We start from the raw sequence: 16,364 nt of genomic DNA, 5'->3' as shown, positions 1-16,364 counted from the left end.
TAAAGGAGGGATATGATGAGCTTAATATATTTACTGGGTGCCTTGATTATAATCATGGTAGCGGTATTGTGCACACTAATAAATCCTAAATTCCAGCGATTTGCAGGTCAAATTGCTTTAATTGCACCGATTATTTCTTCGATTTACTTTTTATGGCAAATACCTCAAGTGATGGCAGGACATTTTGTAACGGTTAAGATACCGTGGCTGACACTCTTAGATATCAATATTGATTTTAGATTAGATGGATTGAGTTTATTCTTCAGTTTATTAATTTCACTCATTGGTTTAGCCGTATTTTACTACGCAACTCAATATTTATCTAAAGAACATGACAATTTACCACGTTTTTATGTATATTTATTACTTTTTATGCTCAGTATGTTAGGTATCGTTACTGCTAACAATACGATTCTTATGTATGTGTTTTGGGAGTTAACAAGTGTATCTTCGTTCTTGCTTATTGCCTATTGGTACAATAAAGGTGATAGTCAATTTGGGGCCATACAATCATTTATGATTACAGTCTTTGGTGGTTTGGCATTATTAGCAGGTTTCATTATGATTTATACTGTAACAGGAACAAATTCAATAACTTCAATTATTGAACAGAGTGATAAAATTGCCCAGAGTGACTTGTTTATACCTATTATTATTCTCATTTTAATAGGGGCATTTACAAAGTCAGCTCAATTTCCATTTCACATTTGGTTACCGAAAGCGATGGCTGCTCCAACACCAGTAAGTGCGTATCTACATTCGGCAACAATGGTTAAAGCAGGTATATTCTTGCTATTTAGATTTACACCTGTATTAGGTTTAAGTGATTTCTATATTTATTGTGTGACATTCGTTGGTTTAATCACAATGATTTTTGGCGCAATCAATGCGATACGTCAAGTCGATATGAAAGCAATATTAGCTTATTCTACAATTAGTCAACTAGGTATGATTGTATCAATGGTAGGACTAGGTGGAGGGTTTGCTCAACATCCAACAGGTGAACTTTCTAAAATTTATGGTTTAATACTGTTCGCAGCTTTATTCCATTTAATGAATCATGCTTTGTTTAAAGGTGCGCTGTTTATGGGTGTAGGTATTATTGACCATGAGACAGGTACAAGAGATATTCGTCGCTTATCAGGTTTAAGAAAAGTGTTTCCCATTACACATATAATAATGTTACTTTCTGCTTTATCGATGGCAGGTATTCCATTTTTAAATGGCTTCTTGAGTAAGGAAATGTTCTTTGACGGACTTGTGAGCGCACACCAATTACCCCAATTCAATATATTCCTTACGGTAATTATTGCGGTGATAGGCGTTGTAGCAAGTATATTTACTTTGATTTATGCAGTTTACTTGATTAAGGAAGTTTTCTGGGGAGACTATCAGAAAGCAGATTTACCGATAAAAAATCCGCATGAACCATTCATGTTCACACTACCTTCTGCAATTATGATGATTTTGTTACCGATTATATTCTTTGTTCCAAATATATTTGGACATTATATTATTTTACCGGCGTTACGAAGTATCACAATTGGAGAAAATGTAGATAAAATAGCGCCACATGTATCGCAGTGGCACGGATTTAATTTACCGTTGATTTTAAGTTTGATTGTAATGATTGTTGGCTTCACAGCAGCATTTAAAATCGATTGGAAAAAATATGCTAATAAGATTAAAGTAACATCAATTACAGATCTATATTTAGGGTCATATAAACAATTTGAACATTATTCAGGATATGGAATCCGTAGCTTAATGAATAACCGTTTAAATCATTACATCACATTAACTTTATTTATTTTTATAATGGTTGTGGTATATGGAGTTATTCAAACAGGATTTCCAAAAGTGCAACAAATTCATGTGAGTGAATTTGGTCCGTTAGAAGTGATCACATTAATTGTTGTATTTGTACTAGGTATTGCTTTAACATTTATACGTCAACGTTTAACAATGGTTATTTTAAATGGAATTATCGGTTATTGTGTAACGATATTCTTTATTTTAATGAAAGCACCAGATTTAGCATTAACACAATTAGTTGTCGAAACGATTACAACAATATTATTTATTGTTAGTTTCTCAAGACTACCCAACGTACCGCGTACAAAAGTTCACAAAAAACGTGAAGCGGTCAAAATTATTGTATCGCTATTGATGGCAGTGATTGTAGTCATGCTTGTATTTATTGCACAACAAAGTGACTCGATGCCTACAATTTCGACATTTTACCATGATGCATATGAGTTGTCAGGCGGCAAAAACATTGTAAATTCCATTCTTGGTGACTTCCGTGCACTAGATACTTTATTTGAAGGTATGGTGCTCATCATTGCTGGTTTAGGAATTTATACATTACTTAACTTTAAAGAACGGAGGGGTCAAGATGAAAGAGAATGATGTTGTATTACGAACGGTAACCAAGATTGTCGTTTTTATATTGTTAACTTTTGGATTTTATCTGTTTTTGGCAGGTCATAATAATCCAGGTGGCGGCTTTATTGGTGGTCTTGTATTTAGCTCAGCATTTATTTTAATGTTCTTGGCCTTCGATGTTAAACAAGTGTTAGTTGCTTTGCCTTTAGATTTTAGAATATTAATGATCATAGGTTCATTAGTTTCTTTTGCTACTGCAGTTGTACCTATGTTTTTTGGTAAACCGTTCCTTTACCAAACTGACGCATATGTACAATTACCTTTGTTAGGTGAAGTCCATTTAACGACCGTAACGTTATTTGAAGCAGGTATTGTATTATCTGTTGTAGGTGTTGTCGTAACGGTTATGTTATCTATAAGTGGTGGTCGATCATGAATCTTATATTATTAATGGTTATTGGCTTTTTAATATTTATCGGAACGTATATGATATTATCAGTCAATTTAATAAGAATCGTTATAGGTATATCTATTTACACACATGCAGGCAATTTAATTATTATGAGTATGGGTCAGTATGGCAAGAATATGGTTGAACCTTTGATAGGAGAAGGCAGTAAAAACTTTGTTGATCCTTTATTACAGGCAATTGTGTTAACGGCGATTGTAATTGGCTTTGCAATGACAGCTTTTCTATTAGTACTTGTATATAGAACGTATCGTGTAACAAAAGAAGATGAAATTGATGTATTGAGAGGTGATGACGACGATGCTAATGAGTAATTTATTAATACTACCGTTACTTCTCCCAGCAGTTTGTGCATTAGCCCTTGTCTTCATCCGTACTAACAGCAGATTGTCTCGAATTTTTTCAATTGGAACGATGGCTGTTACAACCGTTATTTCATTGTTCTTATTAATTCACGTAATGTATAACAAACCTATTGCCTTAGATTTTGGAGGATGGGAAGCACCTTTTGGTATTCAATTTGTTGGTGATTCATTAAGTTTATTGATGGTTACTACATCCAGTTTCGTTGTTACGTTAATTATGGCTTATGGTTTTGGTAGAACAGAGAAAAGAGCAATACGCTATTATCTACCAAGTTTCATCTTATTCTTAACTGTAGGTGTTATAGGTTCATTTTTAACAGCTGACTTATTCAATATATATGTCATGTTTGAAGTTATGTTATTGGCATCCTTCGTACTTATCACATTAGGACAATCAATTGAGCAATTACGTGCTGCAATTATTTATGTGGTACTTAATATACTTGGATCATGGTTGTTACTTCTAGGTATTGGGTTGCTTTATAAAATGACAGGTACGTTAAACTTTGCTCTTGTAGCACAGCGATTGAATGAGATGAATGACAAAAGTGCTATAACGATTGTGTCTATGGTCTTTTTAATTGCCTTTGGTGCTAAAGCAGCATTAGTGCTCTTTATGTGGTTACCTAAAGCCTATGCAGTTTTAAATACAGAACTTGCAGCACTGTTTGCAGCATTAATGACTAAAGTAGGGGCTTACGCATTAATCCGGTTCTTTACATTGATTTTTGATGGTCATGAAGGCATTACGCATCCACTACTGGTATTTTTAGCTTGTATTACAATGCTGATTGGAGCATTTGGCGTACTTGCTTATCGTGATATTAAAAAGATTGCAGCATATCAAGTTATACTTTCAATTGGATTTATCATATTAGGATTAGGATCAAATACCTACGCTGGTGTCAATGGCGCTATTTTCTATTTAGCCAATGACATTGTCGTTAAGACATTGCTATTCTTTATTATTGGTAGTTTAGTCTATATTACTGGATACAGACAATATAGAAATTTAAATGGTCTAGCCAAACAAGAACCATTTTTTGGTGTGGCTTTTGTAGTTATGATCTTAGCTATCGGAGGCGTACCACCATTTAGTGGTTTCCCTGGTAAAGTATTCATTTTTAAAGGTGCTATAGAAAATGGTAATTATATTGGCTTAGCTTTAATGATAATTACAAGTTTAATTGCAATGTTTAGCTTGTTCAGAATCTTCTTTACGATGTATCTAGGTAATGAGAAGAAAGCTGAAGAAACAGAATTTAAAAAGATACCTACGTATCGTAAAGGTCTCATTGGGATATTGACAGCAGTGATACTCGCTATGGGACTTGCAGCGCCATTGATTTTCAAAGTGACAGATAATGCGACACATTTAAATATGGAGGATGGACTATATGAAAAAATGGTTAACCCTCATTTAGTGAAGGAGGATAAATAATGCAACAAGTCTTGCTTAATATTGTCATTGCTTTTTTATGGGTGCTTTTTCAAGATGAAGAATCTTTTAAAGCATCAACGTTCTCCTCAGGTTATCTTATTGGCTTATTAGTTATCTATATTTTACACCGCTTTTTTGGACAGCAATTTTATCTGAAAAAAGTTTGGGTAACGATTAAATTTTTAGCTGTTTATCTATATCAACTAGTCACGTCTAGTATGACAACAATCAATTATATATTATTTAAAACTAAAGATTTAAATCCGGGCTTGGTAACTTATGAAACAACGTTAAGTAGTGATTGGGAAGTTAGCTTTTTAACAATTTTAATTATTATAACGCCTGGTTCAACAGTAATTAGAATCTCAAAAGAAAAACAAAAGTTCTTTATACACGCAATTGATGTGTCAGACAAAGAAAAACAAAAATTGTTAAAAAGTATTAGACAATATGAAGGACTCATATTGGAGGTGGCAGAATGATAGAATCCCTTATTGATTTTTTCATTACAAGTGCTCTGATTTTGTTTGGAATTGCATTATTATTAACTTTATTTAGATTGATTAAAGGACCAACAACTGCTGATAGGGTAGTTGCTTTTGATACCGCAAGTGCCATACTTATGTCTATGGTAGGTATGCTCAGTATTGTCTTTGGTACATTCTCGTTCCTTGATTCAATTCTATTAATCGCTATTATTTCATTTGTAAGCACCGTTTCCATTTCTAGATTTATAGAAGGGGGGCACGTCTTCAATGCAAATAACAAGCGAAATCGTTAATTTAATCGCAGCATTTATGATGTTTTTAGGAAGTATTATCGCATTAATAAGTGCAATAGGTTTAATAAAATTTCAAGATGTATTTTTACGAAGTCACGCATCGACTAAAAGTTCTACACTTTCAGTATTACTGACACTTGTAGGCGTTATTATCTATTTTATTTCTTCACAAGGTTATTTAAGCGTGCGACTTATTTTGGCATTGGTGTTTATTAATTTAACGTCGCCAGTCGGAGGACACTTAATATCACGTGCCGCTTATCGTACAGGGGCTTACATGTATCGTAAAAGTGACGCACCAAGACAAACAAATATATTGTTGAGTTCTAAAGAAAATAATACATTTGATATGTTGAAAAAACGTGCAGAAGATCGTGAAGAACGAAGACGTAAAACATATGAAAAAGAACACGATTACTAATATATAAATTCTAAAAAATGATGAGGTTGGGACATAAGTATATGTCGCAGCCTCATCATTTTTTAGTTGTCTCGAACGCGTATGCATCAGGGCTATTTTGTATATGCATTCTATTGTGATTTTAATATTAAATTAGGCAATACTATTTAATTGTGCATTAGACTGTATATGAGAGTTATAAAAGAAAATTCAACTCCCCAAGTGTAATACGTTTAAGCAAAGGGTAAAAAAATGATAAAATAATATATATTTGTAATTGTGTTAATTTTAAAAATATTAATCAAATAGGTGATAGGGGTTATACTATTTGTTATTAAGTGTAAGAGTTTGAGACACGGTATGTTCATTTAAAAAACGATATTATTTATTGTTTCAACCTCAACAATTATGAAAAAATAATTAAGTTGAAAAGAGGTGAAACCTTGCAAATATTTGAGACGATACTCATTTTTTTAGCACTAGTAATCGTTAGCTCACTTGTACACATTTTTATACCGAAAGTACCTTTAGCTTTTATTCAAATTATACTCGGTATGTTGGTGTATGTGATTCCTGTACCTGTTGAACTTCATTTCGATTCAGAACTGTTTATGGTTGCATTAATTGCACCATTACTTTTTGTAGAAGGGGTTAAGGTTTCGCGTGTCCACTTAAGGCGTTATATTAAACCGGTACTAATGATGGCATTAGGTTTAGTCATTACTACTGTAATTGTAGTAGGGCTTTTTGTTCATTGGATTTGGCCGGAATTACCAATGGCTGCAGCTTTTGCGCTTGCTGCGATATTATGCCCTACAGATGCTGTTGCAGTTCAAGCTATTACAAATGGGAAAGTGTTACCAAAAGGATCTATGACAATTTTAGAGGGTGAGTCACTTTTAAATGATGCTGCGGGTATCATATCTTTTAAAATTGCTGTAGCAGCACTTGTTACAGGTGCGTTTTCAGTGACGCATGCTGTTGAACAATTTCTTGTTTCTTGAATAGGCGGTTTTATTGTTGGGCTTCTTATTGGGGTAGCTTTAGTAAGATTTAGAGTAACGTTATCTAGACGTGGTATTGAAAATATTAATATGTTCACTTTTATACAGCTTGTTACACCTTTTGTGACATATATTGTGGCAGAAATGTTTCATGCATCAGGTATCATTGCTGCTGTAGTGGCAGGTTTAGTACATGGTTTTGAGCGTGACCGTATTGCTCAAGCACGTACGAGATTGCAAATGAGTTATAACCACACCTGGAATATATTAGGTTATGCATTAAATGGTTTTGTATTTTCTATTTTAGGATACTTAATACCTGAAGTAGTAGGAAGAATTATAGAAAATGAACCTCATAATTTAATTTTCTTAATTGTCGTTACTTGTTTAATTGCACTTGCGATATATTTATTTAGATTTTTATGGGTATTCATATTATATCCTTACTTTTACTTACCAGTCAGTCCATTCCAAAAAATGATTTCTTATAATGAAGATAATCAGAAACCGACAGAAGCACCTCCAAAACGTGGCATGTATGCGTTTGTCATGACGGTGTGCGGCGTTCATGGCACAATTTCGTTAGCAATTGCCTTAACTCTACCGTATATGTTAGCAGATCATCATTCTTTTGTTTTTAGAGATGATTTACTTTTTATAGCATCTGGAATGGTGATTATTAGTTTGATTGTTGCGCAATTTGTCTTACCATTAGTTACACCAAATGCTGAAAAACCGAAACAAAAAGGAATGAGTTTCAAGCAGGCACGTGTTTTAATATTAGAAAAAGTCATTGATAATTTAAATCAAATGTCATCTGTGGAATCTAGTTTTCAATATGGTAATGTAATCAAGGATTATCATGAGAAATTAGCATTTTTAAAAACTGTGGAAAACGAAGATGAAAATACGAAGGAACTTCAAAGACTACAAAATATTGCATTTGCGGTTGAAAATAATACATTAAACGGTTTAGTAGAGAATGGTGATATTACTACTAATGTTCTAGAAAACTATATGCGTTATTCTGAACGTACGCAAGTCTATAAGCAAGCTTCGTTACTTCAACGTATAAAAGTTGAACTTAGAGCAATGATTTTAAAACGCAGAATTAAACGTAAAGTTAAGACCAATGCAGCTACTTCATTATCCATCATTGACAACTTGCGAGAAATCTCTAATGTTATGCGTACAGTACATTATCGCGTCGTAAGTCGTTTAGCTAAAGAAACAACTGAAGATAATAAATTAGAAGTAGGTATGATCTGTGATAGTTATCTTATACGTATAGATAACTTAACGCCGTCTAATTTCTTTAATGCAAAAAGCGAGAATTCAATAACAAAAATTAAATTAACGGCGCTTAAAGAACAACGCCGTGTATTGAATCAAATGGTTGAAGATGAAGAGGTAAGCGAAGTTACTGCTTTAAAAATACGTGAAGCAATAAATTATGATGAAATGATTATTGTAGATAGTTTAACGGATTAATGAATGATTCTTAAATAGCATGAGGGAGTGGGACAGAAATCTAATTTTTCTAACAAGATTTCGTCGTATGAGCCAACCCAGCAAAGCTAACTAGAAAATGGAATACAAGAGCTTAATATAACCGCATTTTCAGTTCAGTCAGCCACCGCTAATATAATAATTGAGACTGAGACATGTATTTTGTCTCAGCCTCTCAGAGTGTCGACAAAGTCTCCGACTTTGTTGGCACTTTTTTTACGCTTTCCACGGGCACAGCACTCAGCCTGTATTCTTCGGCTCAAATTACTGACATTTTTAAACAGTAATAATATATTTAAATTAAATAATGGAAGATCATCAATAGACCCTGTAATACTAATGTAGATATTACTTATTCAAAAGTTATTTAGAATAACATCAATGAGTTAAACGATTGAGTAATACATTCTTAAAGGCGAATGTATAAGCGAAACTAATTTCCTTGTAGGAGATTAAGGAACGCCTGAGCTGTTGTAGTGGATCACATATGCTAAAGCATATGTGTAAGACTTACTAATCGCAATGAATTGGAAAGTAAGTCTTTATGCATAAGCGAAACTAACTTCCTTTTAGGAAGAAGTTTCGCTAAAAAAAAGCTCCATCAATGGGGAGGAATCTACCATTGATGGAGCTAAGGAGATGATTTAAGGCTTGAATAGCCTATCGACTTATTCCATGCTGCCATGTACTGTTTCGATATTTTCTTTCATCATATTGTAATAAGAATCACCTTTAGACCCTTTTTCACCGATTGAATCAGTAAATACTTCGCCAAAGATGTCTTTTTTCGTTTCTTCGCTTAAACTTTGCATACTCTCCTTATCAACGCTTGTTTCAACAAGTAAATGCTTCAAATTATTATCTTTTACAAATTGAACTGCTTGTTTCATTTGCTCAGGTGTACCTTGCTTTTCAGTATTAATTTCCCAAATATAACCAGGTTTGATGTCATATTGTTTAGAGAAATATTTGAAGGCACCTTCACTTGTGATCATTGCGCGTTGCTCTTTAGGAATATCATTGAATTTATCATGACTTTCTTTATTAAGTTGTTCTAGTTCTCCAAGATACTTTTCGCTTTGAGCTTTGATTTCGTCATTATGTTTTTTATCGTGTTTTAATATTGTATCTTTGATTGTTTCAACATATTTAATACCATTGTCTAAACTTAACCAAGCATGAGGGTCTTGTTTTGATTTGTCACCTTCGCCACCTTCTAAATACAGTGGTTTTACATTTTCAGAAGGTCTTACTACAGAATCATCTTTAGTTGACTTATTGGCTTGACTTAATGCTTTTTCAAACCAGCCATTTCCTGTTTCTAAGTTCAAACCGTTATAAAAAATAACATCTGCATCAGTTAGTGCTTTGATGTCTTTAGGCTTAACTTCATATTCGTGAGGGTCTTGGCCAATTGGCACAATACTATGTATTTCAACATTATCACCGGCAGTATTTTTGACCATATCGTATAATATTGAATTTGTCGTAACAATTTTTAATTTATCATTTGAAGCTGTATCGCTTTTTTCATTGCTCCCATTGCTACATGCACTTAAAAAAAGGATGAAAACGAGTGCAATTGCTATTATTTTTTTCATATAGTTTGTCCCTTCTTATTAAAAATTTGTAATTTACTTAATATAAAAATAACGATGTAAATCAAGAATGCGCATAATACTATTGTTGCGCCACTTGGCAAATTATAAAGATAGCTGAAATAGAGGCCAACAATCGCGCTGATTGTACTAAAAAGACTTGATATAATCATCATTGTATGTAATTTTTTTGCAATTAAAAACGCTGCTGAGGCTGGCGTAATTAATAACGCGACAACTAAAATAATGCCGACAGTTTGAATACTCGCTACAATTACAAGTGATAGTAATAACATTACAAAATAGTGAGTTATAGTGGTGTTTAGACCACTCATTCGGCTAAATACTGGATCAAATGTTGAGACCATTAACGGTCTGTAGAATAGTATGATTAATATCATAACCAGTACACCAACAACAATTGTTGACCAAAATGTTGATTGAGTTACAGCGAGTAAGTTACCAAATAATATATGGTATAAGTCAGTGGTACTGTTAATCAAACTGATTAAAATAATACCCATCGCTAAAAATGCTGTAAAACTGATACCGATAGCAGCGTCAGGTTTGGTTTTACTATTTTTCGTAATAAAGCCAATGAAGATGCTGGCAATCATACCTGTGATTAATGCCCCAATAAACATAGGGATATTGAATAAGAAAGATAGGGCGACACCAGGTAACACAGCATGACTCATTGCGTCACCCATTAGCGAAAGTCCTCTAAGGACGATGAGACAGCCAACTGTACCACATACAATTCCAACTACGATTGAAATAATTAAGGCATTGCTTAAAAATTTATAATCGAGTAAATGTTGAACGAATTCCATAATAAATTTATCTCCTTTCTGTTGTTTTAAGTCGCTTCAATTTTTGAGTTCGAATTTAAAAATGTACTATTTAAATTCTCTGGTAGCATTGCAGTACTACTGTCACCGAAATAACGAATTGTTTTGTTTAAAAGTATGACACGATCAAAATACTCTTCAGTTTTTGATAAATCGTGATGGACAATTAAAAGTAATTTACCTTCACTTTTCAATTTTTGTAGTTGTGTCATAATGATTTGTTCACTATGGAAATCAATACCGACAAAGGGCTCATCTAACAAATAAAGTGTACTTTCCGTCATTAGCGCACGTGCGACAAGTACACGCTGTAATTGACCACCACTTAATTGTGAAATTTGACGATGACGTAAACTTTCTAATTCCAAGGTTTTCATCAATTGATTTAACCTTTTTTTAGTTTCTGACGTTACCCATTTAATCCAACCGATATCTTTGTATGCGCCTGATATAACAACATGTTCGACATCAATTGGAAAATCTAAGTCAATATGCGCTTTTTGTGGAATATAGGTGATAGATTTTAATGAATTATGTATGTAATCATCGTTTAAGTGGGCGGTCCCAGTAGATTTAAACTCCCCAATAAAAGATTTGAGTAAAGATGATTTCCCAGCACCATTTGGCCCCATTATGCCAATAATCTCGCCTTTTATAGGAATGTTTAAATTAATGTCTTCTAAGACATGTTTATTCCCTAAAGTTAGATTTAGGTTTTTAACTCTTAACATATTAGACCTCCTTAACAATATTTTTAGGCTAACCTAATTTATCTTATAATATACCATGAAGATTTAGCGTGTCAAGTCGATTCGTGATACAATGAAGTGAATGAGTTGAGAGGTGAGATAATGCTAACTGAAGAAAAAGAAGACTATTTAAAGGCGATTTTAACGCACAATGGTGATCATTTTTTTGTTTCAAATAAGACACTATCCCAATATTTAAACATCAAACCACCTTCAGTCAGTGAAATGGTTCACCGTTTAGAAAAAACTGGGTATGTTGAAACAAAACCATATAAAGGTGTGCAGCTTTCAGATAAAGGTTTAACATACACGTTGGATATCATTAAACGTCATCGTTTAATTGAATTGTTTTTAATAAAAATATTGAAATATAATTGGGAAGAAGTACATCAAGAAGCAGAAGTTTTAGAGCACAAAGTATCTAATTTGTTTGTAGAACGTTTGGATAAACTATTGGATTATCCAATTACTTGTCCACACGGTGGCGTGATACCACGTGATAGTAAATACAAAGAACTTTATACTACGAATTTACTTTCATTTGAGGCTGACGATAAGGTGACAATTAAACGTGTTCGTGATCGTACTGAATTACTCATATATTTATCGAGCAAAGATATATTAATTGATGAAGAAATTAAAATCATTAATAAAGACGATACAAATAAAGTGATTATTGTTCAAAAAGACGAAAATGTGACAATTTTAAGCTATGATAATGCAGCGCATATTTACGCTGAAATATAAATGATTTTTATGGAGTGGGTAGCTTTTAGCATCCACTTTTTTGTTTAAAAAAATAAAAAAAGCTTGAGGTAGATGTTAGAAACATCATCTCAAGCTCAGTGATTTAAGTAAAAAAGTACCCATGAAATAATTGATAAATTGTGAAGATATTAATCGCTATCCATATCATGCTGTAAATAAAGGTAGGGACATGTGTTAACTCTTTTAAAGTACTACCATCCCAAGATACAGGTTGTTGTGAAAATGTCAGTTTAAAAATAGTGACTGAAGATTGCAAGACTTCGCCTAATAAGACACCCAATATAAAGTGAGATGTAAGGCTCACAATGTAAAACATCATCAATTGATTATCACTTTGGAATAAAAAATAGAGTAGTGCAATAAGTAAAATAACAATGAAGATTGGCAGTATCTTTCTTGAGGTTAGTATTAAAAAATAAATAAATATAACTAAGTATGCACTTATAAATAAACTAGGGTATTGAAATTCAATAGCTAAGAAACCTAAAAATAACATGAGTGGTGGCATGATATAACCACCAAATGTAGTGATAGATTGACCGAAACGACTTTTTGATTGAGTCACAGCGAATCCTTGTTGCGACGTAGCAATACGTTCAGTAGGCGATGCAACAATAACTAAATCTTTGGCTTTCCCACCACTTAATTTATTGAATAAAATGTGTCCAAATTCATGTGTTAATACAGGGATGTAATTTAAATAAATATCCAAAATTCGATTTATCGGTTTATTACGATAATTATGAATGATTATATAAAGTAGAGCTATAATCATAACCCAATATAAATTGAGCTGAATAGCTGAACTGAAAAATTCATGTATTTTTGTCATATGATTACCTCGATTTAATATTTCAACAACCTCATATTCATAAAAAAAGTAAGGTTGTCATAGCATAATCTATAGTATAAAGTAATTTAGACAAGAAAGCATTTAGACTTTTGATGTATATTATAAGAATAAAAGTAAGAACAGTTTTAAAATATCTGTAAAACGCGTCATGTGTTAATATTGCAATAATAACTAAATGTTAAATTACATTTGATGTATTTTGAGTTAGGAGATCACCAACAATGACGGAGAGCAACAAATTAAATAAAGTAAATGTCTTATCGGTATATTTTGATAATGTTACTTTAAGGGACATGCGAGAGAATGTTAAACATTTTTTCTTATCCAATAGTCCAGAAAATTTATTTATTGTTACTGCAAACCCAGAAATAGTGGATTACGCTACGGATAATATTAAATATCGTAATTTAATTAATAGCGCGAATTATGTTATTCCAGACGGTACAGGCGTTGTAAAAGCGTCTAAGTTACTTAGAACGCCCTTGAAAGAACGTGTGCCTGGCATTGAACTAATGGAAGAATGTTTAAAAATCGCTAATGCGAATTATCAAAAAGTCTTTTTACTAGGTTCTAATAATGAAGTTGTTATCAAAGCACAACAAAATTTAGCACAAAAATATCCAAACATTCACTTTGACTTTCATCATGGCTTTTTCGATTTAACAGATGAAATGGTCTTAAGACAAATCACCTCATTTAATCCTGATTATGTTTTTGTGGGGATGGGATATCCTAGACAGGAACACTGGATTGAACGACACATGAATAAATTTACTCAAACAGTATTGATGGGCGTAGGTGGCTCAATAGAAGTGTTTAGTGGCACGAAGAAAAGAGCGCCCGCATTATTTAGACGCTTGAATTTAGAGTGGGTTTACCGTCTGATTATAGACTGGAAACGCTTAGGAAGAATGAAATCAATACCTCGATTTGTTTTTAAAGTAATTAAAGAAACCCGTAAAAAGTAATAAAAGCGTAAATTGCAGTTTGAATTCTCTGCAATTTACGCTTTTATATTTTTCATAAAACTAGTTGTGAGCCTACTGTTATTTAACTACAAATCTAGAATTATCTAGATCACTTCTAAATTTCTTTTGATCTGCTTTAGAACGTTTTTTAAAATCATTCAAGAATTTTTCATATTCAGGTAATACGTCGTCTAATTCACCGAACTTTTTAAGTTTACCTGCTTCAATCCAAGCAATCTTAGTGCAAAAATCACGGACTTGTTTCATATTATGGCTTACGAAGAAGATAGTTTTTCCTTGTTTTTTATATTCAAATATTTTATCTAAACATTTTTGGGCGAACGTTTGATCACCAACCGATAAAGCTTCATCGATGACTAGAATATCTGGGTTAGTAGTGATATTTATAGAAAAGCCTAATTTTGCACGCATCCCGCTAGAATATTTTTTGACGGGTTGATAAATAAATTCTCCAAGTTCACTGAATTCAATGATTTCAGGGGTTAAATCTTTGATTTCTTTCCTAGTAAAGCCCATGCATAACATTTTGAATTCGATGTTTTCAACACCTGAAAGTTGGCCATTTAATCCTGCACTAATAGCGATTACACTTACATCGCCTTCACGGTTGATACCGCCACTCGTTGGTGACAATGATCCACCAATCATATTACTCAGTGTAGATTTTCCGGAACCGTTGATACCAACAAGACCTATGACATCACCTTCGTATGCTTTTAAGGACAAGTCATTTAGGGCATAAAAAGTCTTATTCTCGTGAAAAGGAAGAAGGACATCCTTTAAGCGTTCTTTGTTATTACGATAAATTCGATATTCTTTAGTCACATTTTTAATGTCAACCGATACATTCATAATTTTACCTTCCTTATTTACAGTTACTCTTATTGTATTATATATTATATTAGTTGTTAAATTTATAAACCTATTGTAAAGTAAGTGAGTACAATTTAACGAAGTGAAGTTTTATACAGTTGTTAAATTTTACTGAACTTACGTTATAAAATCAACTATAAAGATAAATTAATGAAAAATATAAAGTTACGATAGCTTATATCTCATTTTTCATTAACGTTGTTTCATCACTTAGTATACAAAAATATATCATTTATAGCACTTTTTAGCTATTCTGATTTACGATAGTAAATGAAAGTTGTTAAGATAGATAATAAAGCGTATATTAAATTTAAGTGTAACATCGCAAATGGAATGTGATAAGGTAAATCGATTGAAAGTGTGGTTTATTAAAATGAATGCAGTGTGGGTAGTTTTTAGAGAGCATTTTAAAAATTTCTATCTTATTCAGAGATTGGCTCAGTTCCAAATGAAAATCACTAATACAAACAACTATTTAGGCACGGCCTGGGAATTGATTAATCCAGCAATGCAAATTATGGTTTATTGGTTCGTGTTTGGTTTAGGAATTAGAGATAACGGCCCAGTAGATGGTGTACCATTTATTTATTGGTTGCTCGTAGGTATTAGCATGTGGTTCTTTGTTAACCAAGGTATATTAGAAGGTACAAAATCAATAGCGACTAAGTATAATCAAGTGGCAAAAATGAATTTCCCACTATCGATTATCCCATCGTATATTGTAATGAGTAGATTCTATGGACATCTTGCGTTACTTGTTGTAGTTATTTTACTTTGTATGTTAGCAGGTTACTATCCTACGATTTATACGTTGCAGCTGTTTTTATATGTGCCATTCGCACTAATTCTTACAACAGCAATTGCATTATTTACTTCAACGCTTGGTGTACTCGTGAAAGATACACAACAAGCGATTCAAGCATTAATGAGAATGGTGTTCTTTGCATCTTCTATTTTGATTGTGCCACCAGAAGGTATTGTGAAAGATGTAATGAAATTAAATCCTATATATTATCTTGCAGAAGCATATCGTTCTGCAGTGCTACATAAAGAATGGTACTTTATCACGCATTGGGAACTAACGCTTTACAATATGTTTATTATTATCTTCTTATTCGTAATAGGTTCTATTATGCATATGCGTTACAGAGATCAATTTGCAGACTTTATGTAAATCTGAATTTAAAATACTAACTCATATTATTTGAGCTAACATGAATCCTTTAATGACTGAAATAGTTGTTAAAGGATTTTTCTATAATTTTTAGTGCAAGACAGATATAATGTAAACAATAAGAGTCGAAATTTAAATTGGCGGTGGAATTT

15 protein-coding genes and 1 pseudogene are annotated in these 16,364 nt (G+C 32.7%); 11 read left to right on the top strand and 5 right to left on the bottom strand.

Annotation, left to right across the window (positions count from 1 at the left end; genetic code table 11):
* Positions 1-15: 15 nt before the first annotated feature.
* From AOB58_RS06490 to AOB58_RS06455, 8 genes and pseudogenes are all read left to right on the top strand, one after another.
* Positions 16-2,412, top strand: a complete 2,397-nt coding sequence (locus AOB58_RS06490) for a DUF4040 family protein (protein WP_064783127.1) — start codon at positions 16-18, stop codon at positions 2,410-2,412.
* Positions 2,399-2,824 carry a Na+/H+ antiporter Mnh2 subunit B gene (gene mnhB2 / locus AOB58_RS06485; RefSeq protein WP_002508405.1) on the top strand — a complete coding sequence of 142 codons (426 nt, stop codon included), beginning with the start codon at positions 2,399-2,401 and terminating at the stop codon, positions 2,822-2,824. The genes AOB58_RS06490 and mnhB2 overlap by 14 nt, the downstream gene beginning before the upstream one ends.
* Positions 2,821-3,171, top strand: coding sequence for a Na+/H+ antiporter Mnh2 subunit C (mnhC2, locus tag AOB58_RS06480; RefSeq protein ID WP_002508404.1), 351 nt, complete (start codon positions 2,821-2,823; stop codon positions 3,169-3,171). Before mnhB2 ends, mnhC2 begins: the two co-directional genes overlap by 4 nt.
* Positions 3,158-4,663 (top strand): Na+/H+ antiporter Mnh2 subunit D, encoded by a 1,506-nt coding sequence (mnhD2, locus tag AOB58_RS06475; protein ID WP_064783126.1) that lies wholly within the window; start codon positions 3,158-3,160, stop codon positions 4,661-4,663. Before mnhC2 ends, mnhD2 begins: the two co-directional genes overlap by 14 nt.
* Positions 4,663-5,145, top strand: a complete 483-nt coding sequence (gene mnhE2, locus AOB58_RS06470) for a Na+/H+ antiporter Mnh2 subunit E (protein WP_002508402.1) — start codon at positions 4,663-4,665, stop codon at positions 5,143-5,145. Before mnhD2 ends, mnhE2 begins: the two co-directional genes overlap by 1 nt.
* Complete coding sequence (mnhF2, locus tag AOB58_RS06465; RefSeq protein WP_021339612.1) at positions 5,142-5,444, top strand: Na+/H+ antiporter Mnh2 subunit F; 303 nt, start codon at positions 5,142-5,144, stop codon at positions 5,442-5,444. Before mnhE2 ends, mnhF2 begins: the two co-directional genes overlap by 4 nt.
* On the top strand, positions 5,419-5,865 hold the full coding sequence (locus AOB58_RS06460) for a Na+/H+ antiporter subunit G (RefSeq protein WP_002508400.1): 447 nt from the start codon (positions 5,419-5,421) through the stop codon (positions 5,863-5,865). The genes mnhF2 and AOB58_RS06460 overlap by 26 nt, the downstream gene beginning before the upstream one ends.
* Positions 5,866-6,287: 422 nt before the next feature.
* A pseudogene (locus AOB58_RS06455) lies at positions 6,288-8,339 on the top strand (cation:proton antiporter).
* 686 nt (positions 8,340-9,025) lie between these two features.
* Here AOB58_RS06455 and mntC read toward each other — a convergent pair.
* Genes mntC through AOB58_RS06440 form a run of 3 tightly spaced genes read right to left on the bottom strand, consistent with a single transcriptional unit; the run spans position 9,026 to position 11,537 of the window.
* On the bottom strand, positions 9,026-9,958 hold the full coding sequence (mntC, locus tag AOB58_RS06450; RefSeq protein WP_064783125.1) for a manganese ABC transporter substrate-binding lipoprotein MntC: 933 nt from the start codon (positions 9,956-9,958) through the stop codon (positions 9,026-9,028).
* Positions 9,955-10,791 (bottom strand): metal ABC transporter permease, encoded by an 837-nt coding sequence (locus tag AOB58_RS06445; protein ID WP_031266063.1) that lies wholly within the window; start codon positions 10,789-10,791, stop codon positions 9,955-9,957. Before AOB58_RS06445 ends, mntC begins: the two co-directional genes overlap by 4 nt.
* 23 nt (positions 10,792-10,814) lie before the next feature.
* Positions 10,815-11,537, bottom strand: coding sequence for a metal ABC transporter ATP-binding protein (locus AOB58_RS06440; RefSeq protein WP_002508396.1), 723 nt, complete (start codon positions 11,535-11,537; stop codon positions 10,815-10,817).
* A gap of 120 nt (positions 11,538-11,657) precedes the next feature.
* On the opposite strand from AOB58_RS06440, the gene AOB58_RS06435 reads away from it, so the two are divergent.
* Complete coding sequence (locus tag AOB58_RS06435; protein ID WP_002508395.1) at positions 11,658-12,302, top strand: metal-dependent transcriptional regulator; 645 nt, start codon at positions 11,658-11,660, stop codon at positions 12,300-12,302.
* Between the two features lie 103 nt (positions 12,303-12,405).
* On the opposite strand, the gene AOB58_RS06430 is transcribed toward AOB58_RS06435, so the two are convergent.
* On the bottom strand, positions 12,406-13,155 hold the full coding sequence (locus tag AOB58_RS06430) for a M50 family metallopeptidase (RefSeq protein WP_021339616.1): 750 nt from the start codon (positions 13,153-13,155) through the stop codon (positions 12,406-12,408).
* A 242-nt stretch (positions 13,156-13,397) separates the two neighbouring features.
* Here AOB58_RS06430 and tarA point away from each other — a divergent pair, with 242 nt between their 5' ends.
* Positions 13,398-14,144 (top strand): N-acetylglucosaminyldiphosphoundecaprenol N-acetyl-beta-D-mannosaminyltransferase TarA, encoded by a 747-nt coding sequence (gene tarA, locus AOB58_RS06425; protein ID WP_021339617.1) that lies wholly within the window; start codon positions 13,398-13,400, stop codon positions 14,142-14,144.
* Positions 14,145-14,222: 78 nt separating this feature from the next.
* On the opposite strand, the gene tagH is transcribed toward tarA, so the two are convergent.
* Positions 14,223-15,017 (bottom strand): teichoic acids export ABC transporter ATP-binding subunit TagH, encoded by a 795-nt coding sequence (tagH, locus tag AOB58_RS06420; RefSeq protein ID WP_002508392.1) that lies wholly within the window; start codon positions 15,015-15,017, stop codon positions 14,223-14,225.
* Positions 15,018-15,411: 394 nt separating this feature from the next.
* On the opposite strand from tagH, the gene AOB58_RS06415 reads away from it, so the two are divergent.
* Positions 15,412-16,212, top strand: coding sequence for an ABC transporter permease (locus tag AOB58_RS06415; protein WP_002508391.1), 801 nt, complete (start codon positions 15,412-15,414; stop codon positions 16,210-16,212).
* The last annotated feature ends 152 nt before the right edge of the window (positions 16,213-16,364 follow it).

This window comes from Staphylococcus sp. AntiMn-1 (assembly GCF_001663395.1).
GTDB classification, from domain to species: Bacteria; Bacillota; Bacilli; order Staphylococcales; family Staphylococcaceae; genus Staphylococcus; species Staphylococcus equorum.
Note: the sequence above shows the minus strand (reverse complement) of the source record. Positions and strands in the feature narration are given on the sequence as shown.